General features: G+C 63.4%; 17 protein-coding genes. 8 read left to right on the top strand and 9 right to left on the bottom strand.

Features of this window, described 5'->3' with window-relative positions:
- Window positions 1-103: 103 nt before the first annotated feature.
- Both ACOY6C_RS16375 and ACOY6C_RS16370 read right to left on the bottom strand, forming a co-directional pair.
- Window positions 104-1054, bottom strand: coding sequence for a hydrogen peroxide-inducible genes activator (locus ACOY6C_RS16375; protein ID WP_420906592.1), 951 nt, complete (start codon window positions 1052-1054; stop codon window positions 104-106).
- A 133-nt stretch (window positions 1055-1187) separates the two neighbouring features.
- Entirely contained in the window at window positions 1188-2045 is an 858-nt protein-coding gene (locus ACOY6C_RS16370) for an RNA polymerase factor sigma-32 (RefSeq protein ID WP_420906591.1), read from the bottom strand.
- Window positions 2046-2169: 124 nt separating this feature from the next.
- On the opposite strand from ACOY6C_RS16370, the gene ACOY6C_RS16365 reads away from it, so the two are divergent.
- A complete protein-coding gene (locus ACOY6C_RS16365) occupies window positions 2170-2922 on the top strand; it encodes a lysophospholipid acyltransferase family protein (RefSeq protein WP_420906590.1) in 753 nt (250 codons plus the stop codon).
- 144 nt (window positions 2923-3066) lie between these two features.
- Complete coding sequence (locus ACOY6C_RS16360; RefSeq protein WP_420906589.1) at window positions 3067-3588, top strand: hypothetical protein; 522 nt, start codon at window positions 3067-3069, stop codon at window positions 3586-3588.
- 109 nt (window positions 3589-3697) lie between these two features.
- On the opposite strand, the gene ACOY6C_RS16355 is transcribed toward ACOY6C_RS16360, so the two are convergent.
- From ACOY6C_RS16355 to ACOY6C_RS16335, 5 genes are read right to left on the bottom strand one after another with little or no spacing between them, the layout of a single operon-like run.
- Entirely contained in the window at window positions 3698-4762 is a 1065-nt protein-coding gene (locus tag ACOY6C_RS16355; protein ID WP_420906588.1) for a nucleotidyltransferase family protein, read from the bottom strand.
- Complete coding sequence (locus tag ACOY6C_RS16350; protein ID WP_420906587.1) at window positions 4759-5415, bottom strand: NeuD/PglB/VioB family sugar acetyltransferase; 657 nt, start codon at window positions 5413-5415, stop codon at window positions 4759-4761. The genes ACOY6C_RS16355 and ACOY6C_RS16350 overlap by 4 nt, the downstream gene beginning before the upstream one ends.
- Window positions 5416-5474: 59 nt before the next feature.
- Window positions 5475-6641 (bottom strand): DegT/DnrJ/EryC1/StrS family aminotransferase, encoded by a 1167-nt coding sequence (locus ACOY6C_RS16345; protein WP_420906586.1) that lies wholly within the window; start codon window positions 6639-6641, stop codon window positions 5475-5477.
- Window positions 6642-6658: 17 nt separating this feature from the next.
- Window positions 6659-7855: a polysaccharide biosynthesis protein gene (locus tag ACOY6C_RS16340; RefSeq protein ID WP_420906585.1), complete on the bottom strand. Its 1197-nt coding sequence runs from the start codon at window positions 7853-7855 to the stop codon at window positions 6659-6661.
- Window positions 7852-10344, bottom strand: a complete 2493-nt coding sequence (locus ACOY6C_RS16335; protein WP_420906584.1) for a 6-hydroxymethylpterin diphosphokinase MptE-like protein — start codon at window positions 10342-10344, stop codon at window positions 7852-7854. Before ACOY6C_RS16335 ends, ACOY6C_RS16340 begins: the two co-directional genes overlap by 4 nt.
- A 528-nt stretch (window positions 10345-10872) precedes the next feature.
- Here ACOY6C_RS16335 and ACOY6C_RS16330 point away from each other — a divergent pair.
- Together ACOY6C_RS16330 and ACOY6C_RS16325 are read left to right on the top strand one after the other, a co-directional pair.
- The gene (locus ACOY6C_RS16330; protein ID WP_420906583.1) at window positions 10873-12384 is read left to right on the top strand and encodes a tetratricopeptide repeat protein; all 1512 of its coding nucleotides are present in this window, start codon (window positions 10873-10875) and stop codon (window positions 12382-12384) included.
- Window positions 12357-13826, top strand: coding sequence for a tetratricopeptide repeat protein (locus ACOY6C_RS16325; RefSeq protein ID WP_420906582.1), 1470 nt, complete (start codon window positions 12357-12359; stop codon window positions 13824-13826). Before ACOY6C_RS16330 ends, ACOY6C_RS16325 begins: the two co-directional genes overlap by 28 nt.
- 10 nt (window positions 13827-13836) lie before the next feature.
- Here the strand turns inward: ACOY6C_RS16325 and ACOY6C_RS16320 are convergent, their stop codons facing one another.
- Together ACOY6C_RS16320 and ACOY6C_RS16315 are read right to left on the bottom strand one after the other, a co-directional pair.
- The gene (locus ACOY6C_RS16320; protein WP_420906581.1) at window positions 13837-14988 is read right to left on the bottom strand and encodes a glycosyltransferase family protein; all 1152 of its coding nucleotides are present in this window, start codon (window positions 14986-14988) and stop codon (window positions 13837-13839) included.
- 75 nt (window positions 14989-15063) lie between these two features.
- A complete protein-coding gene (locus tag ACOY6C_RS16315) occupies window positions 15064-17187 on the bottom strand; it encodes an FxsA family protein (RefSeq protein ID WP_420906580.1) in 2124 nt (707 codons plus the stop codon).
- A 229-nt stretch (window positions 17188-17416) separates the two neighbouring features.
- Between ACOY6C_RS16315 and atpH the strand changes: the two genes are divergently transcribed.
- The 4 genes from atpH to atpD all read left to right on the top strand — a co-directional run bounded on the left by atpH (window position 17417) and on the right by atpD (window position 21895).
- A complete protein-coding gene (atpH, locus tag ACOY6C_RS16310; RefSeq protein WP_420906579.1) occupies window positions 17417-17956 on the top strand; it encodes an ATP synthase F1 subunit delta in 540 nt (179 codons plus the stop codon).
- A gap of 6 nt (window positions 17957-17962) precedes the next feature.
- On the top strand, window positions 17963-19498 hold the full coding sequence (gene atpA / locus ACOY6C_RS16305) for a F0F1 ATP synthase subunit alpha (RefSeq protein WP_420906578.1): 1536 nt from the start codon (window positions 17963-17965) through the stop codon (window positions 19496-19498).
- Window positions 19499-19519: 21 nt separating this feature from the next.
- Complete coding sequence (locus ACOY6C_RS16300; RefSeq protein ID WP_420906577.1) at window positions 19520-20401, top strand: F0F1 ATP synthase subunit gamma; 882 nt, start codon at window positions 19520-19522, stop codon at window positions 20399-20401.
- 75 nt (window positions 20402-20476) lie between these two features.
- Window positions 20477-21895, top strand: coding sequence for a F0F1 ATP synthase subunit beta (gene atpD, locus ACOY6C_RS16295; protein WP_420906576.1), 1419 nt, complete (start codon window positions 20477-20479; stop codon window positions 21893-21895).
- Window positions 21896-21898: the final 3 nt, after the last annotated feature.

Raw genomic sequence — 21898 nt, 5'->3', positions numbered from 1 at the left:
CCCAGGGTGGAGGTTTTGTGGATGGTCTGGGAGAAGGGTAGGTATTAACTATCGATCAGTCCAATACTATTTCGATATATTATCGATAGTCGTCTTCTATCGTTCAAGTCACCGCGATTGTTCCAGGAGGCAGGGAGCGGCGTGCGGCCAAGGCGAGGGCCTCGATGGCCTCGCGGTTGGGAAAGCTGCTCCGCCAGGCCAGGGCCACACGCCGGCTCGGCACCGGGGGAGCGAAGGGCACGTAGCGGACCAGATGGTCTTCACGGACCGGACAGGCATTCATGTTGCACAACAGGCTGTTCAATGAGGATTGGGGCAGCACCGACACCCCGGCGCCGGTGGCCACCATATGCCGGACCGTCTCCAGGGAGGTTCCCTCGATGATGTTGCGGGCACCGCCGGAGCTGCTATCCAGGCGCATGCACTCCGGGCAGATGTCCAACACCTGATCGCGAAAGCAGTGCCCCTTGCCGAGCAGGATCAACTGGGTGAGGGCCAGATCATCCCCATTCAGGTCATCGCGGCGCTCCCAGGGGTGTCCGGCGGGCACGGCGGCCACGAAGGACTCGTCATAAAGGGGGAACACCTCCAACCCGTGTTCCTGAAACGGAAACGAGATGAAGATGGCATCCAGATCGCCACGTTTGAGCCGTTCGGTGAGGATGGCGGTGAAATTCTCCTCGATGAGCAGTTTCATGCGCGGTGCCACGGCATGGAAGGCTGCGGCGAGTCCGGGGAAAAGATAGGGGCCGACGGTGAGGATGGCGCCGATACGCAGGGAGCCGGCCAGGGGATCGGCGCACTCCTGGGCGACGCGCCGGATCCGCTCTACCGACTCCAGGGCGGCACGCATCGCCTCCAGCACGAGTTGGCCGTGACGGGTGACCTTGATTTCGTTGCGGGAGCGTTCGAACAGCGGGACGCCAAGCTCCTCCTCCAGGGACTTGACCGCCACGCTCAGGGAGGGCTGACTGACATGGCACAGATCCGCCGCGCGGTTGAAGTTGCGTGCCCGCGCCACGGCCAGGGCATATTCGATCTGTCGAAGGTTCATGCCAGGAGGAGGTTCATGCCGAAAGGGTCGGGCCGGCAGTGGGCCGGTGCGTTGATGCCGAAGGGGTCGGGCCGGTGCGTTGATGCCGAAGGGGTCGGGCCGGCAGTGGGCCGATGCGTTGATGCCGAAGGGATCAGGCCGGCGCTTCCACCGGAATCGGCAGGATGGCCTGACGCATCTTGACCAGGGCGCGTTGTTCCAGTTGGCGCACCCGCTCCCGCGACACCCCGAGCTTGCGTCCGATCTCCTCGAGGGTGAGGGGCGAGTCGTCGAGGATTCGCCAGGTGATGATGGCCCGTTCCCGATCGTTGAGGGCGCGCAGCGCCTCGATGGCGGCACGGCGGTTCAGGTTGGCGCTTTCGGCGGCCAGCAGCATCACCTCCTGATTGCCGCGCGCGTCGGGAATCAGGTTTTGCAGCTCCTCCCCATCCTCCAGGGTCTGGCGATTGAGGGAGTCGTCCCGGTTGGCCAACCGGCCATCCATTTCCAGGATATCCCGGGTGCGGGCGCCGAGTTTCTCGCCCAGCAGGCGGGCCTCTTCGTGATTCAACCGTTCGATAGAGCGTTTGTTTCGCCGCAGGCTGAAAAAGAGTTTGCGCTGCATGGCCGTGGTGCCGATCTTGACCAGGCTCCACGAGCGCAGGACGAACTCCTGGATCGAGGCCCGGATCCACCACATGGCGTAGGTGGCCAGGCGGAATCCTTTGTAAGGATTGAATTTTTTCACTGCCTGCATGAGCCCCAACGATCCTTCCTGCACCAGATCCATCAGCCGGAAGCCGTAATCCACATACTCCCTGGCGATCTTGACCACATAGCGCAGATAGGACGACACCAGCCGATGGGCGGCCTCCAGATCGGCGTGATCGTGGAAGCGCGCCGCCAACGCGAACTCCTCTTCCGGGGTCAACAGGGGGAATTGGTTGATCTCGCCCAGATATCGGACCAGATCGCCCTGATCGGCCACCGGAACCAAGGATGTTGTCGTCATGGGTTTCATGCCACCTCGTGAACGTGCTAGACTGCGCGGGTCGAGCGGGAGATGGGGGGAGGCTCCGCGCTCGCGGGATGAGACGGCTCTTGCGAACGATCCTTATTATGCAATGGAGTATTGTATGTCAGCAGGTGCCCTGGTCAAGGGATGGTTGCGTTCCGCACTTTTTTTCACCTTTTTTGTCGCTGGAATCACGTTCTTCGGTCTTGCGATCACGTTGGCCTGGCCAATCACCAACATCGCGCAACGTCGCCGGCTTGCCAGTCGCTGGTCCGCCTTCACGCGCCGCATCCTGGCCATCACCTGCGATCTGCACGAGAACATCGAAGGGATGGAGAATCTACCCCCGCCCCCTTACGTGATCCTGGCCAAGCATCAATCCGCCTGGGAGACCGCAGCCTTCGTCTCCCTGTTTTATCCGTGCGTCCAGGTGCTCAAGCAGAGCCTCACCTGGATCCCGGTCTTCGGCTGGGCGCTCAAGGCCACCCACCAGATCGCCATCGATCGCAGTCGCGGCGTGGCCGCCCTGCACCGTCTCCACGAACAGGGGAGCAAACAGCTCTCCGAACACGTCGCGGTGCTGATCTTTCCGGAGGGCACCCGCTCCGCGCCTGGCACCACCGGCAAATATCATCCGGGCGGGGTCTCCCTGGCCCTGGCGGCGGGCGCCCCGATCGTGCCCGTGGCCCACAACGCCGGTCTGTTCTGGCCGCGCCACTCCTTTCTCAAAAAACCCGGCACCATCCGGGTGCGCATCGGTCCGCCCATCCCCACCGAGGGATTGAGCCGCGCCGATCGCAAGGGGTTGGTCCAGAAGGTCGAGGAGACCATCGAATCCATGACGCGCCACCTGGAGTCCATGCCTTCGGAGTGACCCCACCCGCGACGTCTCGCGCGGACCCTGGTCTGGATCCCCGTTTTTTTTCGATTTACTCCCGTCGCGTAGCTGCTACAATGGACGGATGAATTTCGCGGTCTGAATGACAAGTCGAGAATGACGGACAAGGGAGAGCCAAGCATGGATGTCGCCGGCAAGAAATTGCAGGAAAAAGATGTGTTCGAAAACACGGTGTCGCTGGTCAAGGAGCTGTACGGCAAGGAGAGCTTCTGCAACCGGATCAAGTCCGATCAGGCGGTCATCGACGTGGACGTGGAACAGGGCTGCACCAAGAGCGTCATGCTCGAATACGGAAAATTCATCGTCTCCCGCGACGCCAAGGATGTCAACGGCAACTACGTCAAACACGACATCCTCAAAGATCCGCAATCCTTCGAACAGTTCGTGTTCGTGGAGAAGTTCTACGAGTATATCGACTGCAAAATCAACGACCTGACCGAATACGAAATCTCCCTGCGCGAATACGAAAGCCTGCTCAAATTCTCCCAGATCACCGCCAATCTCAACTACAAGATGTTCCCCGCCCTGATGGAGTTCTTCAAGAAGGATTGCATCAACACCTTCAAATCCGTGTTTTCCAAGGATCAGGCCAAAATCCTCAACATGCGCCTCGGCGAAATGCTGATGGATCACATGCCCTGAAAACGGAACCGATCCCCGTCTGGCGATCCCGCGCCCCCCTGCAATCGGATGCGGGCGATCCCGCGCGCAAGCGGATGGAGGACTCGCGCGGCCCGTCACCAGGCCGCGTTCACGCCGCGAACACCTCCGGATAGTCGCGGCAGGCCTGACGGAAATCCCCCATGCGTCCGATGTCCATCCAGTAGTCCAGAAACGGGAAGGCCGCCGTGGTTTCGCCCTGCTTGATGATCGCCTGGAACAGGGTCGGCATGTCGAAATATTGATTCGGGGGGATCAGCGGCAACACCTCGGGGTCCAACAGATAGATCCCGGCATTCACGAAATACTCCTGAACCGGCTTCTCCTCGATGGTCACCAGCCGGTGGGCGTCCAGACGCACCACCCCATAGGGAACCGTCTGCTCCACCTTGCGCACGCACAGCGTGGCGCGGGACTGATGCTCGAGATGAAAATTGAGCACATGGTTGAAGTTGATCCGGGTGAGCAGATCGCCGTTCATGACGAAAAAGGGTTGGGTGGGCTTTTCGGGAAAGAGCGACAGCGAACCCGCGGTCCCCAGCCGCCCGTTCTCCTCCAGGTAGACGATCTCCACCCCCCAGGCCGAGCCATCGCCGAAGTACTCCTTGATCATCTCCCTGCGATAGTTCACCGACAGGAAAAAGCGGTGAAAGCCGTGGGAGATGAAGCTCTCCAGGATCACCTCCAGGATCGGTTTCGACCCGACCTTGAGCAGCGGTTTCGGGATCACGTCGGTCAGCGGCGCCAGGCGCGAACCCAGACCGCCGGCCATCAGCACCACCCAGTTGTCGCGGGGGGCCGGCACCGACAGGTTGTGCATGGTTTCGAGCCCCATCATCCGCCCCTCGTCATCGACGATCGGCACATGCTCGATCCGTTTGGCATGCATCATTGCCAGGATGCGCTCCCGCGAATCGGCGGGTCTGGCAAAGGTGGGGGAGATATTCATGATGGTCATCACCGGCTCCTTCATATCCACGCGCTTCAACAAGGCACGCCTTACATCCCCGTCGGTCACGACACCCAGCAGATGTTCCGCCGCGTCGGTCACCAGCGCCAGACGCAACGCCCCCTTGTCGATCACCCGCACCGCCTCCAGGATCGACTGATCCGGACGGACGAGAATCATTCTCCACCGCTCCTGTTCGCGACTCATCGCACCCTCTCCCCGGCTGGACACCCCATCACCACCGCCCCATCCCGCACGTTCCTGACCACCACCGCGCCGGCACCGATCACCGCGCCCGCGCCGATCCCGATCCCCTGACGCACCACCGCGCCCGCGCCAACGTGGGCCCCTTCGCCCACGCACACCCCGCCACACAACACCGCACCGCTGGCCACATGCACATGCGCGCCCAACCGGCAATCATGCTCGACGATGGCCCCGCTGTTGATCAGCACGTTCTCGCCGACCGCAACCCCGCTCTGCACCAGGGCTTTCGCCATCAACTGGCTCCCGGCGCCGGGTTCCACATCCCCGGCGAGCCAGGCGCTGGGATGGATCAGGGTCGCAAAACCAAACCCCATCCCCCGGCACCGTTCATACAGCTCCCGACGCCGGATGGTCGCGCCCACCGAACCGACCGCGTTGATCAGCTCGATCCCCGTGCCTGCCCACGACTCCAGAACCGCGTCCGCTCCCAGATACGGGAGTCCCAGGGCGACCCGTTCCGCCTCGCTCATCGACAAGGCCACCACCCCGCGCACCCGCGCGAGCCATCCCAACGCCCGCAAGGTATCGCGCACCACCCGGGCGTGTCCGCCGCCACCCAGGATGATTTGACCGTTTTGCAATTCATGGACCATCTCGCATCACAGACCCGATTCGTCTTGAACCATCCAACATTCAATAAGTTACCTTAACATCAACCGTCGGTCAGAAGCGCACGGACGGCAAGAATGACCCGTTGCTGATCCGCCTCCGGCAAGGCTGTCGCGCACGGCAGGGTCACCACCCGCCACCAGAGCCCCTCGCACACCGGTTGCGGGGTACGCGGGGCCTCCCGATAGGGGGGCTGGAGATGGATCGGTTTCCAGAACGGACGGGCATCGATGCCCGCCGCCTTCAGTCTGGCGCGCAGGCCGGCCACCCCATCGGGATCGGCGCGCCGGTCCACGAAGCCGGAAAACCAGCAGGCCCCCGCGTTCCCTGCCGGCTCCGGAAAGGGGGCCACCCGGTCGGAGAGCGCCGCGAAAGCGGCATCGTATGCCGCGCGAATGCGCCGCTTGGCGGCGACGAACCGTTCCAACCGCTCCATCTGGGCGCAGCCCACCGCGGCCTGAAGGTTGGTCATGCGGTAGTTGAAGCCGACCCGATCGTGGTCATAGTCCGCGCCAACCCGCGCCGTGGTGGTCAGATGGCGCACGAGGGCCAACAACCTGGGGTCATCCCCGACGATCGCCCCGCCCCCGCCGCAGGTGACGGTTTTGTTCCCGTTGAACGAAAACACCGACAGATCGGCCCCCAACGCCCCGACCGGTCGCCCGTGCTGACGCGCCCCGAGGGCGGCGGCGGCATCGGCGATCACCGGCAGCCCGCGCGCTTTCGCCGCGGCGACGATCGGAGCCATCTCCGCGGCCAGCCCCAAGGTGTGGACCGGCAGGATCGCCGCCACCCGGCGTCCGCTCTCCCGATGAATCACCCGGCCATCGGCGTGCATGGTCGTTTCGGTGGCCAGACACGTTTCCACCAGCGCCGGATCGAGATTCCAGCTGAGCGGATCCACATCCAGGATCCACGGGGTGGCGCCGCAATGGGCCACCGCATTGGCGCTGGCGATGAAGGTGAGCGACGGGAGAATCACCAGATCCCCGGCCCTCACCCCCACGGCGGTCAGGGCGGCATGCAGTCCGCAGGTGCCGGAGCTGACCGCCACCGCGCCCGTGGCGCCACTCGCCTCGGCCACCATGGACTCGAACCGCTCCACGAACGGCCCCACCGACGAGACAAAGGTGCTCTCGACGCACTCGGCCAGATAACGGGCCTCGTTGCCGGTCAGATCCGGCTCGGCCAGGGGAATGCGGTGTGGCATCACAGGCTCCATGGGACTCACATCTTGCCGTCCAGATCCCGCCCGGTGGACAAATGGCGCAAGGAAGGCACCGCCTGTTCGATGATCCAGGCCAGCTCGCCCATCTCCCACGACGGCTCGCCGCGCACCCGCCTTGCCGCCTCGAGAAACTGCCGCAACCGCTCCGGATCAGCCTCCGCGCCACCAATCACGCCGATGCGCCGATAACGATCCCCATCGACCGACTCGTCACTCCCCACGAACTCCTCCTCGTCCTTCTCGCCGCTCGTGTCGCTCATCGTGAAGCAGCACGGCCACTCCCCGCCGCTCGGAGACATGCTGGCCGCGAAACGGCGCGCCTCGGCATCGTCCGAGAAGATGCGCGGCGTGTAGCCATGCTCCTGCAGAAAAATCACCGCGATCTCGGCAAAGGTGGAGAGATCCTCACCGGCATCCAGGCGCGGAATGAAGATCTCGCGCGTGCCGCCGGTCACGCTCGCCAGAAGACAGAGCTGTCCCGCCTCCTCGTGGGAGATGAAATAGCGTTTCACATCCAGCGGTGCGGCCAGGGGCTGACGTTTCTCCATGCGCCGGGTAAAGCCGTGCAGCAGGCTCCCGTCGGAGAAGGCGACGTTGGCGAACCGGGAGGTGACGGTCATCAACTGCTCGGACCAGGACCACATCACCTGTTCCATCAACGCCTTGCTGGCCCCCATCAGATTGGCCGGGTTGACCGCCTTGTCGGAGGAGACCGAAAAGAAGCGCGCCGCCGGACCACGGGCCAGCTCGCCCAGAAGCTCATCCAGGGCCAGCACGTTGACATGCAGCATGCGCATCAGGGTGAAGGGATCCCGCTCGGCGCGCACATGCTTCAAGGCCGCGAAATTGAGCACGAAATCGAACGGATCCTGGGCATCGAGAAAGTGATTGAACTCGGTGGTGCCCATGGCGATGGCACTGGTGGCGAAGTCATCGGGTGGGGTCAGATCCGAGGCGCGCAGATCGCGCACCAGCTCCACCAGATTGTTCTCGCTCGGATCCACCAGCCGCAGCGCATCCACCGGCCAGTGCACCGCCTCGCGCACGAAGGCCGAACCGATCGATCCCGCCGCACCGATCACCAGCATGCGCGATCCCTTGAGGGCATCGCGAATCTCCTGGCGACGCGCTTCGAGATCCGACTGGAACAACGATTGCTCGCGTCGCAAAATGCGCCGCATGATCACCGGATTCATGCCTCACCTTCCACGCCCAGGCGCTCCAGATCGGTCAGCAGGGTCCGTACCGCCTGATTGTCCGGATCCTCGGCCAGAATGCGTTCCAATGTGGCCTTTGCCTGTTCCTTGCGTCCCAGCTCCAGATAGGTCCGCGCCAGCTTCACCATGGAGACGAAATCCTTGCGCACCACCTTGAGATACTCTTCGTAGATCGCCGCCGCGTATTCGGCCTGACCGTTGATCCGCAACAGCTCGGCATGGTGGGGCACATGCAGGAAAGAGAGATCCGAGAGCCGTTGCGATACCGCCACGGCGGTCAGCATATCCCCCTGCCGCAAGGCGATGGTGAACATCTGACGCAGGGCATCCGGCAGCAGCACCGCGTGGGTCACCTGGCGCAGGGCGCGCATCGCCCCGTCCATATCCCCATCGAGTTCCGCCAGATAGCCGCGCAGCAGATGGTCGTAATCGATCCGCTCCTCCAGGGTGCTTTGTTCCAGACCCGCCGCGAACTGGACCAACCGCTCCCGTTCGCGCCCCCGGAACAACGCCTGGGCCTTGGCGCGCACCTCCTGGGGCGAACTCTGCATGGCCAGGATGTAGCGTTTGTAGTCGTGATCGGTTTTATCCAGCAGGGACTCATACTCGCCGATCAACTGCCGAAACGGCGCGCGGACCGACTCCGGCAGATCCTCGACGCTCCAGCCGCGCCGATCGAGAAAGACCAACGCCCGACCCGGCTGGCCATCCTCGCGCCACTGCTTGACCATCTGCTTGAAATCGGGACGGTTGCGCTCCTCCTCCATGCGCATGCGGATGCGCTGGCGCACCACGTCGAGCTGCTTGATCAGGGAGGTGGCGTTGTCGCGGTAGATCTCGTAATAAAGGCGACCGGTGCGCTCCACCTCCTCGTCGCTCCAGGCGCGCTCCTTGTCCGGACGGCTCAGGCGCAACATCGCCCCGAGTCCCCACTTCTTCACCAGCCGGCTCGCCTCCCGGTAGGTCTCGTCCAGGGTGACCTCGATTTCGTCCATGCGCTTCTTGAACTTGAAGTTGGGCTTCTTGCCGCGCCGTCCGAACAGGCCGTCGTTGCAATCGATCCCCTCGACGGCCAACTCCTTGACCTTCACCACCACCCCGCGCACCGAGGCCAACTCCTGTTCGATGGCCCGGTAGTGATCCACGCGACTGGTCGAGGTCTCCTCGGGCAGGAATTGCCGCAAACGGTCGCGGGCTGTGTCGCTGGTCGGCTGGGGGATCAGACTCTCCCAGGGGAGGTGCGCGATCCCCTCGATGCGCGCCGAGCCCGGCGACGGGTTGATCACCCGGCAGTTGCGCGTGGCGGCATACCGGGCCAGGGCGGCCAGACTCGGAATGGCGTTCAGGAAGTCGTGACGGGTTTCGGCCATCCAGCCGCCGTTGGTCTCCACCATCAGATCGCCGCGGGCGATGTAGGGACCGATACCCTGCTCCACGCTGCCGGCGGCATGGGTGAACCCCTCGCGGCTGAAACAGAGGTCGAAGCCGGCCATGACGATGGTCTCGAAACCCATGTCCACCGCCATGCCCAGGGCCTGATGGCCCACGGTGATGCCGGGATAGCTCACGTTGACCGGGTTGCAGGGGCACTCCCAGGGAAACAGCGTGCCCATGAAGGCCCCTCGTCCGCGCCACTGACCCAGCAGGGTGGGGTTGAGGTGGTACATGTTGATGAGCACCGACTCGCGCCAGAAGGCGAGCATCCCCTTGGACTGATGGAAGATCACGTCGTGCGGGTCGATGGCGAAGAAGAGATCCGGGATGATCCCCGCCCCCTTGAGCTGATCGGCCACCCGCGCCACGGCCAGCACGGTCAGATGGTCGCGATGGGCGCGGATCCAGGGAAAGCTCTCCGGCAGGGAGGGTCCGCCCGCCAGCAGAATGGCGCTTCGACCCTGGAAGGTCTGGTGCAGGTCTCCGGCGGGAAAGCGGTTTTCGGCAAGATTTTCCAGTCCCTTGAGCATGAAGACCCGGTTGCCGATCTCCTGCCCCACTTGCAGCCGGTATTGTCCGAAGGTGCGTTCCACCTCGTTGAGCAACCCGGCATAGCCGTCGTGGACGCCATCGATCACGGCCAGGGATTTGGCCAGAAAGACCGCATCCAGATAGAAATAGTCGCGCAGGGAGAACGCCTCAGCCTCGGCGAGCCAGGTTTCGGCAGTCGTGACGATCAGCTCCGGGGGGAGTTTCCCGGGCAGGAGCCGGTGTGTTTCCAGAACCTGTCTGGTCTCAGGCAACTCGATGAAAACAAAGCGCGATCCCTCGGGACGCCTGCGTTTGCAAAGCCACTGGATCAGCAATCCGGAATCGGCCCCGACGATCAGATAGAGGGCGTTTTCGCGGGTGAAAAAATCGCCGTACTGCTGTTGAAAGAGGTTTTCGGATCCGACCCGGGAGAAGGCCTCCTGGTTGATGGAGGGCAGATAGCGCTCTCCGAACCGGTTCATAAGAATCGGACCCAGTGACATATCGCGCGTCGTATCCTGCATGGTCTGCTCTTTTTCGCCTGTTTTTCCGTGGAAATTCCGTCAGGGATCTCCTCGGGTGGAGGGGTGAGCGGATTCTCCCCCCTCATGAAAACGGGATGGAACCGCCCTTTCGCTGGCTGTCGATGAAGAAATCTTGCAATTTTCCGGCCAGTCTCATAGCCTGCTGATCATGGCTGTGAATTTGCATGGTTCGCGCTTGAGTGGCGTATGCGGTGGCCAACGGGAGGGCTTGAGATTAAGCTATCGACGCGTTGGAGTTCTTCGAGGATTGCGCGCGGCTGGAAATTGCATCCCACGCACTTCGGGCCATTCAATCTTTATGGTGGGTCCGTCCGGGTCCGGGAAGATGCGTGTGTGATCGTGAAAAACGCGCGAAAAGCAAAGTCATAATGGCCGACTCCCAGGGCTTTGCCCTTGGATCCCACCAGGGGCCATGGGGCCCCTGACCCCATCCGTAAAGACCGCCCAATTTCCGATACGCATGACCATCTTGATCGGTTGACGCCCATGCCCGACTCCACCCTCTCCACCTCCCCCGCCACCGCCGCGCTGCGCGTCGGGCTGGCCGAACTGGCCAACCTCATCGACGCCAAAGCCTGGCCTGAGGCCCTGGAAAAAGGAGCCACCCTCTCCCGCGCCCACCCGGGCCACCCCCTCGTCCTCCACCTGCTCGGCGTGGCCAAACGCGAATCCGGCGACCTGCGCGGCGCCCTCGACCCCTTGAGCCGCGCCGTGGCCATTCAACCGGACAACAGCCTGTTTCAACTCGATCTGGGGATCCTGCTCAAAAAACGCGGCGCCCGCGCCCCGGCCATGGAACGGTTCAACGAGGCGATCCGTCTCGATCCGAAAACCGCCATCGCCCGATTTCATCTCGGGGATCTCCATATGGATCAGGGGAACATCCCCGAGGCCATCGACTGCTTCACCAGCGCCACCCGCCTCAAACCGGATCTGGTGGAAGGGTGGATCAACCTCGGGCTGTGTCAAAAATCCCGGAACCAACCCGGTGAGGCTCTCAAAAGCTTTGACGAGGCCCTGGCCCGACAACCGGACCATGCCGAGGCCCATGTCAACCGCGCCATGGCCCTGCTGATGCTCGAAGCGTATCCCGCCGGCTGGCAGGCCTTCGAATGGCGCTTCAAACTCGACCGACCCAGCCTGTTCGCCCCACCGCCCCCGGTGCCGCGCTGGCACGGAGACCCCCTGGAAAACAAAACCATTCTGCTGCTGGGGGAACAGGGGTTCGGCGACATGATCCAGTTCATCCGCTTCGCCAAACCCCTGGCCGACCAGGGAGCGCGGGTGCTGGCCCTGGTCCCGGCGCCGCTGACGCGGCTGTTTGCACAGGCCCCCGGTCTGGCCCGCGTCCAGGCCCATCCGGACTTCCAGGAACCCATCGACTACCAGATCCCGCTTCTTTCGGTGCCCGGCCCGCTCGACACCCGCATCTCCACCATCCCCGGCGCCGAAGGGTATCTCACCGCGCCCCGCGATCCGGATCCGGCCTGGGCGCCGCTGCTTGCCGGAGAGGGGCTGAAGGTGGGGCTCGTCTGGGAAGGCAAACCCCTGCACGCCAACGATCCGTTGCGACGCCGCTCCTGCACCCTGGCCGATCTGGCGCCTTTGGCCCGCGTGCCCGGCATTCGACTCTTCAGCCTGCAAAAAACCGATCCCGAACGCCCTCAACCGCCGGTTCCGGAGGGGCTGCCGATCACCCCGCTCGACCGCTTCCTGACCGACTTCGCGGCCACCGCCACCCTGATGACCCATCTGGATCGGATCATCACCATCGATACCGCCACCGCCCATCTGGCCGGCGCGCTGGGACGACCGGTCTGGACGCTCCTGCCACGCGCACCCGACTGGCGCTGGGGGTGCGAACGCGACACCACGCCATGGTATCGCTCCATGCGTCTCGTCCGACAGTCGAACGCCGACTCCTGGAGCGATCCTGTCCGACAACTCCTCGCCGAACTGGAACACTCGACATGTCAGGCATCGCCATCCCCGATCTGATCGCCCGCGCCACCCAGTCCCTGGCCAAACAGGAGCATGTGCAGGTCAACACCCTCCTGCGTCAGGTGCTCGAAAGCGATCCCACCCACGCCGATGCCTGGTATCTGCTCGGCGTGAACGCCAATGCCATGAACCACCCGGAACTGGGACGCCAACTGCTCGCCAGGGCGATCGCCTTTCAGGCGGATCGACCGCTCTACCATTTCCATCTCGGCTCCTGCCTGCACACCCTCGGACAGCTCAACGAAGCCGAACGGGCCTTCGCGACCGCCATCGCCCTCAACCCCATGCTGGCCGAGTTCCACATCAATCTCGGCAACGTGCGCCTGAACCAGGGCGACACCCCTGCCGCGATCGCCTGCTACGAGGAGGCCCTGCGGCTCAACCCGGATCACAAGGATGCCCATCACAACCTGGGAGTCATCCTCCAGTCCATGAACGCCCACGCGGCGGCCCTCGAGCGGTTTCGCGCCGCGTTGCGCACCCATCCGGACAACGCCACCTCCCACATGGGCATCGCCGCCTCGCTGCTCAAGACCGGACGGTTCCTGGAGGCGTGGCCGGAGTATGAATGGCGCTTCCGGCTCGCCAACCACTCGGCGCGCATCTGTCCGGCGCCGCGCTGGGACGGCTCCGACCCCGCCGGCAAGCGGATCTATGTCTACACGGAGCAGGGATTCGGCGATGCCTTGATGTTCGCCCGTTTCACGCAGGAGCTGAACCGACTGGGCGCCACGGTGCGCCTGGAGTGCCGCCCGGAACTGCTGTCGCTGTTCGCCGCCTCGGCGTTGGCCGAACGGGTGACGGCACGCGACACCGAGGACAAGAATCCACCACCGTTCGACTACGACCTGCACATCCCGCTCATGAGCCTGCCGTTGCGCTTCAACACCACCCTCGACACCCTGCCGGCCCGCGTCCCCTATCTGCACCCACCCCAAGAACGGATCGCCGCCTGGACGAAACGACTCGGACCCCGGCAAGGTCTGCGCGTGGGCCTCTCCTGGTCCGGCAACCCGAACGCCTCGGTCAACCGGGAGCGGGCCTGCACCCTGGAGATGTTTCTTCCGCTGACCCAGGTGCCGGGTATCACCTTCTACGCGCTGCAAAAGGGGCCGCCCGCGACGCAACTCACCCCGGAGATCCAGGCCCGGCACGGGATCATCCCCCTGGAAGCGGAGTTGACCGATTTCACCGAAACCGCGGCCCTGATGCGCAATCTGGATCTGGTGATCTCCACGGATACCGCGGTGGTGCATCTGGCCGGGGGATTGGGTGTGCCGGTCTGGACCCTGTTGCACACCGCCTGCGAATGGCGCTGGCTGGAGACGCGCCCGGACTCCCCCTGGTATCCGACCATGCGTCTGTTCCGTCAGGCCACCCCCGGCGACTGGGCCGGGGTGATCGATGCGGCCCGACGGGCGCTTGCCGAGTTGACCTGATTCAGGGGCATCACCCCAGATAGCGCTCCAGCAGGATCCGGGCGCCGACCTCGGCGCCGTCGATGGCCGGTCGGGGTGGGGCGGGACGGGCCAGCAGCTCATGCAGCTTCTCCGCGAACCGACCCGCTTCGAACGCCTCCCGGTCGATCTCCGCGATGCGGTTGTGTCGGTCGCACCAGGAGAGGATCGGTTCTTCGTCCGGAAAGATGCCACGGCGCACATACGCGAACGGCAGACCGTGGGCCGCCGCCGTGATCGCCATGCCGTAACCCGGCTTGCTGACGATCAGATCCACGGAAGCCGACAGATCGGCGAACGGCCACCGTTTGACCGACTGAACCGGATGGAGGTGACAGGCATGATCACCGTGGTCGAACTTTCGATCGATCAGCCAATGAAAATCCCGTCGAGCCCGCAACGCCGCCACCGGCAGACGCTCCGCCGGAATCCCCCCGAAAGAGACCATCACCAGCGGTCGGGTATCGCTCCGGTCGATCTGCAACTGCCAGCGCAGCTCCGCGCGCCGGTTGACCCCAAACGTGCTGACCGGCGGGATCTCCACCGCCTCGGGAAAAGGATGGTCCGGCAGGGCCGGCGTGGCGCGCAGGGCCAGGGAGGCGCGACCATACGCCTGGCGCATGGTGTCGCACCAGGCGTTGATCTCCGCATCCCCGGCAGGAAAATAGGCCGCCATCACCCGATCCCAGGTCAGCGAGGTCAACGCCACGCTCGGAATGCCGAGTTCCGCCCCGGCCTGGATGGAGAGATAGGGAACGTTGCCGAGGATCAGGTCCGCGCCCCAGTCGGCCATGCGTTGCCGCTCGTCGGCCACCTTGCCGGACCAATCCTGATGAAGCGCGCGCAAGGAGTCACGGGTGGCGGAAAGATCCACCACCAGGGGATCGGATTGAACCAATCCCACGTCGCGGTTGACCGGATCGTGGGTGAAGGGGTGGCCAAGCATGTCGGCGATCACCTGGGAAGGGAGCGCGCCGGTGACGTGGATGGCCAGATCCGGCAGATGGCGGATCAACTGCCGCAGCAAGGGGGCCATCTGCCCCCAATGGCCAAAGCCATGACCCGACAGCGCACACCAGATTTTCTTGCCAGAGGCGGCTTGAACCGCAAAGGGTTGCACGGACATGTTCGTTTCAGCCGTCATGATGCCTACGTACCAAGACCATGGACAGGGTGCCGCGTCGGGATCCGGCCAGGGAACGACCGCGCAAGCGCGCCTCTACTCGTCATCCTCGTCCGAGGCGCATCTGGAGGCGATCTTGTCCGGAGCCGGGACCGGCTCGCAAGAGCCGCACTCCCTGGGAAAGAGCGACTTGTCGCGAATCTCGCAGGCCGGTTTGCCGCTTCTGACCGGATATTCGCACACCTCGGCGCTCTTCAGATCCCCCCACTTGGGGCCCTTGAGATTCTCGAACGCCAGACTGGTGAGCTTCCACCCCTTGATCCCGTCCTTTTTCGGATTCGGTTCGACCTGGGCGAGCACGAAGCCGAAGCGGCTCATGGTGGCCACATCCGCGCGGAATCTCTTCACGTCCGCCGTGCCGTCGTATTTCAGGCAGCCGCGATAGGTCTTGGCATTCAGGACAACCCCCCCGTGTCCCACCCCGAGTTGCAGCATGCGCCGGCGCTCGTCGTTGGGATTGACCTCGAAGCGTCCGTACATGTGTTTGTGACCCGCCACGACCAGTTTGAAATTCTCCGGCAGGGCGTGTTGTTCCAACCCTTCCAGGGCGGCCTGCGGGGTGGCATTGCTGAATGAAACCTTGTCGCAGCCTCCCGCAACCCCCCAGATCGGTTTATGGGTGATGAGCCAGGCCGTGGATCTCTCCTTTTTGAACTGCCGGGCCATCTCCTGATACCAGGCGATGAGCTTTTGCTTTTCCACCTCGCACACCTCCTTGGTCTCGCTCAGGCCGGCGGTGTCGGTGACCACCAGGCTCAGACCGTGGGCAAAATCGAGCCGGTACGGACGGGTCATGCCATCGGCCACGCCGCGACAGGTGTGGGCCTCGACCAGTTCGGGAGGATCGCCGGCCACCACCGAGGTGGGATCAAGCAGAAAAAACCAGCCGTTGCCGTTGTTGCCCATGGCATCGCACAGCTCGTGATTGCCGCGCGCCACCACCCACGGCGCCATGGCGAACAGGTTGGATCGCTCCCCGTCCCCGAACATGGGCTGGAAGAAATCGGCCTTCCAGTTGCTCCATTTGATGCCGGTGCCGTCGTTGTCACCGCTCGCCTTGGGTTTGTTCTTGCCGCGATACTTGAAGTCTCCGACATGAATCAGAAGCGCGGGTTTGGCCTGTTTGGCGAGCGTCTCGATCATCTTCCTGGCCATGCCCGAGGGAAACGGCCAATCATCGCCGCAGGTCTGGGCCTTGTTCTCCCGACAGCCGGTATCGCCGAGGATCAGGGCCACCTCCGGGCTCATGCCGACCGTGGGCAGTCGCACCTGGAATTTCTGTCCGTTGCCGGCCCGCACCTCCCAGCTCTCCCCCTCGGACAGGAACCGATCCGACACGGGCAGTGCCGCCTCGCAGATGGTGAGCGGCAGGTTGCGGGTGTCCGGATTGGGACGCACGGTCAGGCGCACGGTCGTGCCGCGCTCGTTGTGCATGGTCATGCCGTCGCAGGTGGCATCGTTGAACCCCTGGGCATGCTCGAGAATCAGACGCGCCACGGGCACGGTCTCGCCGCGCAGGGCGTGGCCCTTCTCCCCGAGCACCACATAGCCCATCAGACGCGAGGATTCGCGAGGTCTGAGCTTCTCCTTGTCCTTCTCCTTGTCCTTGGCCAGCGCCGCGCCCGAAGTCGTCAGCAGGCAGAGCGCCGAGAAGAGCGCGACCAGGGGTTTGATCAGCCCGGTACCGGAACGGGAAGTCTGGTCGGACGTCCGTTCCGTGCCGCGCTGGTCGGGTTGGGTCGGGCCATTCGCGGCGGAATCCTGGGTGAACTCCCCTTCCAGGATGGTCTCCGAGGGCGGCGGATCGTGGGCGAAACGGCTCGACAGGAACCGCATCACCCAGCCGCGCGTGAGCGGGAAAAGCAGGACCGCAGCCGTCAGATCGGTAAGAAATCCCGGCACGATCAGCAAGATGCCACCCAGGATGCGCAAGGCCCCCGCGAGCAGTGCCGCACCGGGTTGCTCATGGCGTTCGAGCTGCCCCTGCACTTCGAGCAGGGTTTTGATGCCCGCGCGCCGGATCACCTGAAAGCCGAGAAACGCGGCGAGGAGCTGCGTCAAAAGCACGTTCACCCCGCCGATTTCATGGCCAACCAGGATCAACAACCAGATTTCGACAAACGGGACGATCACGAACAGAAGCGACAACGTGCGCGCCATGGTCCACCGGTGCTCCTCAAAAAAATTGATCCCGATTGGATTATACCATGGCGTCTGGACGACACCATGGAAAGCGACGGAGTTATTGCAGCGCGAAAAAAATTCTCGATCGGGGTATCACGAACCGTTGAACCGCTCCTCAAGGTATGGTATTTCAATGCCATTCGAAAATTCTGCAGCAAAAAAAAATTCCACACCAAAATCATTCACAAAAGGTCGAGGAACCATCGTGTTGAATCCTGCCCTGGCCAAACGTTACGCAACCGCGTTGGCGGACCTGGCATCGGAAGAGAAGAAGCTCGACGCCGTGGCCGAAGATCTCACCCGCTTCGTGGACGTGGTGAACACCACCCCAGGACTGCGTTTGCTCCTGACCAGTCCCACGGCTCCGGCCCAAGCCAAACACGCGGCGATCGATGCCTTCATCGCCCATGCCGCTCCAACGAAGCTCCTCGGCAATTTTCTGAAGCTGCTCATCGACAAGCGGCGCATGGAGTACGTCGAGGCGATCATCAACGCCTATCAGCGGGAGACCGAGGCCCGAAGCGGACGCATCGCCGTGGAGCTTCAAACGCCCGTCTCCCTGGATAAACGTGTCGAGGAGGATCTCAAGTCCGCCCTTTCCCGGATCACCGGCAAGGAGGTCCGTCTGGACAGCCGCGTGGAACCAGCCCTCCTGGGTGGCATTGTCGTGCGAATCGGAAGCCTGATGATGGATTACTCCGTGAGCAATCATTTGAACCGGCTTAAAGCACAGATGAGAGGATAACAGCCGATGCAAATCAGCGTCGCCGAAATCAGCGAAATTCTGAAAAAACAGATCGCCAACTACGGCATCGAAGCCGAAATCTCCGAGGTGGGTCAAGTCATCGCCGTCGGCGACGGCATCGCCCGCGTGCATGGTCTCGACAAGGTGATGGCCAGCGAGATGGTCCTGTTCCAGGATGGCACCCAGGGCATGGCCCTGAACCTGGAAGAGGACAACGTGGGCGTCGTGATCTTCGGCGATGACCGCAACATCAAGGAAGGGAGCACGGTCAAGCGCACCCAGCGCATCGTCGATGTGCCGGTGGGCAAGGCGCTGCTCGGTCGCGTGGTCGATGCCCTCGGCGCGCCGATCGACGGCAAGGGCGCCATCGACACCCCGCACCGCTCCCTGGTCGAGGTGGTGGCGCCGGGCATCATTCCCCGCAAATCGGTTCACGAACCGCTCTACACCGGCTTGAAGGCCCTCGATGCCCTGGTGCCGATCGGACGCGGCCAGCGCGAACTGATCATCGGCGACCGCCAGACCGGCAAGACCGCCGTGGCCATCGACGCCATCATCAACCAGGCGCGCACCCATCAAACCGACAAACCGGTCTATTGTGTCTATGTCGCCGTCGGACAGAAGCGTTCCACCGTGGCCAAGGTGGTCAAAACCCTGGAGAAGCACGGCGCCATGGCCTACACCACCGTGGTTGCGGCCACGGCCTCGGATCCGGCGCCCATGCAGTTCCTGGCCCCCTACTCCGGCTGCGCCATGGGCGAGTACTTCCGCGACAACGGCATGCACGCCCTGATCGTCTACGATGACCTCTCCAAGCAGGCGGTGGCCTATCGTCAGATGTCCCTGATCCTGCGTCGTCCTCCGGGACGCGAAGCCTATCCGGGCGACGTCTTCTATCTCCATTCGCGTCTGCTGGAGCGCGCCTGCAAGTACAACGACGCCAATGGCGGCGGCTCGCTCACCGCGTTGCCGATCATCGAGACCCAGGGCGGCGACGTGTCGGCCTACATCCCGACCAACGTGATCTCGATCACCGACGGGCAGATCTTCCTGGAATCCGAACTCTTCTACTCCGGCATGCGTCCCGCCATCTCGGTGGGTCTGTCGGTCTCCCGCGTGGGTGGTTCGGCCCAGGTCAAGGCGACCAAGCAGGTGGCCGGTTCGCTGCGTCTCGATCTGGCCCAGTTCCGCGAAATGGCGGCCTTTGCCCAGTTCGGTTCGGATCTCGACGCCTCCACCCAAAGACTCATCCATCGCGGCGAGCGTCTGATGGAGCTGCTGAAGCAGCCCCAATACCAGCCGATGTCCATGGCCGAGCAGGCGGTGGTGCTGTTCGCCGGAACCCGTGGTCTCCTGGACGATGTGCCGGTGAAGCAGGTTCCCGCAGTGGAGCGCGGCATCGTCGAGCACATGAACACCCAGCAAAAACTCATCCTGGAGACGATCACCAAGGAAGAGAAGCTGACCAAGGAGATGGAGGAGAACCTGACCTCGGTCCTGACCCGCTTCATCGCCGGGTTCATGGAACGGTCGCAGGCCTGACACTAACGAAGGGACCGGCGCATGGCCAATCTCAAGAGTCTCCGCAACCGGATTCGTTCGGTCAACAACACCCGGCAGATCACCAAGGCCATGAAGATGGTCTCGGCGGCAAAGCTGCGTCGTTCCCAGGAGAAGGCCCTGGCGACGCGGCCCTACAGCGTACGCATCCGGGGCATGATCCAGCGTCTGGCCGCCCTGACCTCCTCGGACAACGCCCTGCCCCTGCTTGCCCGGCCACCCGAGGGGGCCAGAAAGATCCATCTGGTGGTCTACACCGCGGATCGCGGCCTGTGTGGCAGCTTCAACTCGAGCATCATCCGCTCGGTGCGTTCTCACATCGCGCAGTTGACGAAAGAGGGGCATTCGGTCACCGTCACCTTCGTGGGCCGCAAGGGTCACGATGTGCTCAAAAGGCAGTACGGCGCCATCACCCGCGATGTGCATGTGGGCATGACCCGGCATCTGAATTTCGAGCATGCCGAACGGATCATCGCCAACAAGCTGTTGATCGATTTCGACGCCGGGTTCTTCGACGAGTGCCATCTGGTCTACAACGCCTTCAAATCGGCCATGACCCAGGAGCTGACCTGGCGGCAGCTGATTCCGGCGCCGGTCGAGGCCATCGTCGATGACGAGAAAAAGGCCAGCCCGATCTTCGAACCGGACGAAGAGAGCGTGTTGGCGGCGCTTCTGCCGCGCAACATCGCGGTACAGGTGTTCCAGGCGCTCACGGAGTCCAATGCCGCCGAGCATGCCGCCCGCATGACCGCCATGGACAACGCGGTCCGCAACGCGGGTCAGATGTTGAAAAAGCTGAACATTACCTATAACAGAACGCGCCAGGCCGCCATCACCACCGAGCTGATGGAAATCATCGGCGGGTCTGAATCTTTGAAGGGATGATGATCTGGTAATCTCCCCCGCGCCGACGGATGGCGCGGGTATGGCGATCCATTCATGCGCAAGACGGAGCGATCAATGAGCAAAAATGTTGGACGGGTGATTCAGGTGGTTGGACCTGTGGTGGATGTGCGCTTTGACGGCGAACTGCCGGCCATTCTCAATGCGCTGCACATCAACCGCGGCGAGAACGACCGTCTGGTGCTGGAAGTTTCCCAACATCTGGGTGAAAAACAGGTTCGTACCATCTCGATGCACTCCACCGATGGTCTGGTGCGCGGTCAGGAGGTGATCGACACCGGCGCCTCGATCCAGATCCCGGTCGGCGACCAGACGTTGGGCCGCATCATGAACGTGGTGGGCGATCCGCAGGACATGCTCGGCCCGATCAAGACCGAGCAGAAGTTCTCCATGCACCGTTCGGCTCCGCCCTTCGCGGATCAGTCCACCGAGGCGGAGATCCTGGAGACCGGCATCAAGGTCGTGGATCTTCTGGCCCCGTATGCCAAGGGTGGCAAGATCGGTCTGTTCGGTGGCGCGGGCGTGGGCAAGACGGTGTTGATCATGGAGTTGATCAACAACGTGGCCATGGGGCACGGCGGTTATTCGGTCTTCGCCGGCGTGGGCGAGCGTACCCGCGAGGGGAACGACCTCTACCATGAAATGATCGCCTCCAAGGTCATCGATCCGCACGACTACAAGAACTCCAAGGCCGCGCTGGTCTACGGCCAGATGAACGAGCCGCCGGGAGCCCGCGCCCGCGTCGCCCTGACCGGTCTGACGGTCGCCGAGTACTTCCGCGACGTGGCCAAGCAGGACGTGCTCCTGTTCATCGACAACATCTTCCGTTTCACCCAGGCCGGTTCCGAAGTGTCGGCGCTGTTGGGCCGCATCCCCTCCGCCGTGGGCTATCAACCCACCCTGGCCACGGACATGGGCGCCCTGCAAGAGCGCATCACCTCGACCACCAGCGGATCGATCACCTCGGTGCAGGCCATCTACGTGCCCGCCGACGACCTGACCGACCCGGCCCCGGCCACCGCCTTCTCCCATCTGGACGCCACCACGGTGTTGTCGCGTCAGATCGCGGAGATCGGCATCTATCCGGCGGTGGATCCCCTGGACTCCACCTCGCGCATGCTCGATCCGCAGGTGGTGGGCCTGGAGCACTATCAGGTCGCCCGCGAGGTGCAGCGCATTCTCCAGACCTACAAATCGCTTCAGGACATCATCGCCATCCTCGGCATGGACGAACTTTCCGAAGATGACAAGCTGACCGTGTTCCGGGCGCGCAAGATTCAGCGTTTCCTGTCCCAATCCTTCCATGTGGCCGAGGCGTTCACCGGTCAGAAGGGGGTTTATGTCCCCTTGAAGGAGACGATCCGCGGCTTCAAGGAGATCGTCGAGGGCAAGCATGACAGCCTGCCGGAGGCGGCCTTCTACATGGTGGGGGACATCGACAGCGCCATCGAGAAGGCTCGTCGTTTGGCCAAGTAGCGC

The organism is Candidatus Magnetaquiglobus chichijimensis (genome assembly GCF_045865675.1).
GTDB classification, from domain to species: domain Bacteria; phylum Pseudomonadota; class Magnetococcia; order Magnetococcales; family Magnetaquicoccaceae; genus Magnetaquiglobus; species Magnetaquiglobus chichijimensis.
The sequence above is the reverse complement of the archived record's forward strand: the minus strand, read 5'-3'. Positions and strand labels throughout refer to the sequence as shown.

Coding starts and splice junctions, on each gene's coding strand:
- ACOY6C_RS16375 (WP_420906592.1), bottom strand. CDS start 1,054: ATGAACCTTCGACAGATCGAATATGCCCTGGCCGTGGCGCGGGCACGC.
- ACOY6C_RS16360 (WP_420906589.1), top strand. CDS start 3,067: ATGGATGTCGCCGGCAAGAAATTGCAGGAAAAAGATGTGTTCGAAAAC.
- ACOY6C_RS16350 (WP_420906587.1), bottom strand. CDS start 5,415: ATGGTCCATGAATTGCAAAACGGTCAAATCATCCTGGGTGGCGGCGGA.
- ACOY6C_RS16330 (WP_420906583.1), top strand. CDS start 10,873: ATGCCCGACTCCACCCTCTCCACCTCCCCCGCCACCGCCGCGCTGCGC.
- atpA (WP_420906578.1), top strand. CDS start 17,963: ATGCAAATCAGCGTCGCCGAAATCAGCGAAATTCTGAAAAAACAGATC.
- ACOY6C_RS16345 (WP_420906586.1), bottom strand. CDS start 6,641: ATGCCACACCGCATTCCCCTGGCCGAGCCGGATCTGACCGGCAACGAG.
- ACOY6C_RS16320 (WP_420906581.1), bottom strand. CDS start 14,988: ATGACGGCTGAAACGAACATGTCCGTGCAACCCTTTGCGGTTCAAGCC.
- ACOY6C_RS16365 (WP_420906590.1), top strand. CDS start 2,170: ATGTCAGCAGGTGCCCTGGTCAAGGGATGGTTGCGTTCCGCACTTTTT.
- ACOY6C_RS16335 (WP_420906584.1), bottom strand. CDS start 10,344: ATGTCACTGGGTCCGATTCTTATGAACCGGTTCGGAGAGCGCTATCTG.
- ACOY6C_RS16370 (WP_420906591.1), bottom strand. CDS start 2,045: ATGACGACAACATCCTTGGTTCCGGTGGCCGATCAGGGCGATCTGGTC.
- ACOY6C_RS16300 (WP_420906577.1), top strand. CDS start 19,520: ATGGCCAATCTCAAGAGTCTCCGCAACCGGATTCGTTCGGTCAACAAC.
- ACOY6C_RS16325 (WP_420906582.1), top strand. CDS start 12,357: ATGTCAGGCATCGCCATCCCCGATCTGATCGCCCGCGCCACCCAGTCC.
- ACOY6C_RS16355 (WP_420906588.1), bottom strand. CDS start 4,762: ATGAGTCGCGAACAGGAGCGGTGGAGAATGATTCTCGTCCGTCCGGAT.
- atpD (WP_420906576.1), top strand. CDS start 20,477: ATGAGCAAAAATGTTGGACGGGTGATTCAGGTGGTTGGACCTGTGGTG.
- ACOY6C_RS16340 (WP_420906585.1), bottom strand. CDS start 7,855: ATGAATCCGGTGATCATGCGGCGCATTTTGCGACGCGAGCAATCGTTG.
- ACOY6C_RS16315 (WP_420906580.1), bottom strand. CDS start 17,187: ATGGCGCGCACGTTGTCGCTTCTGTTCGTGATCGTCCCGTTTGTCGAA.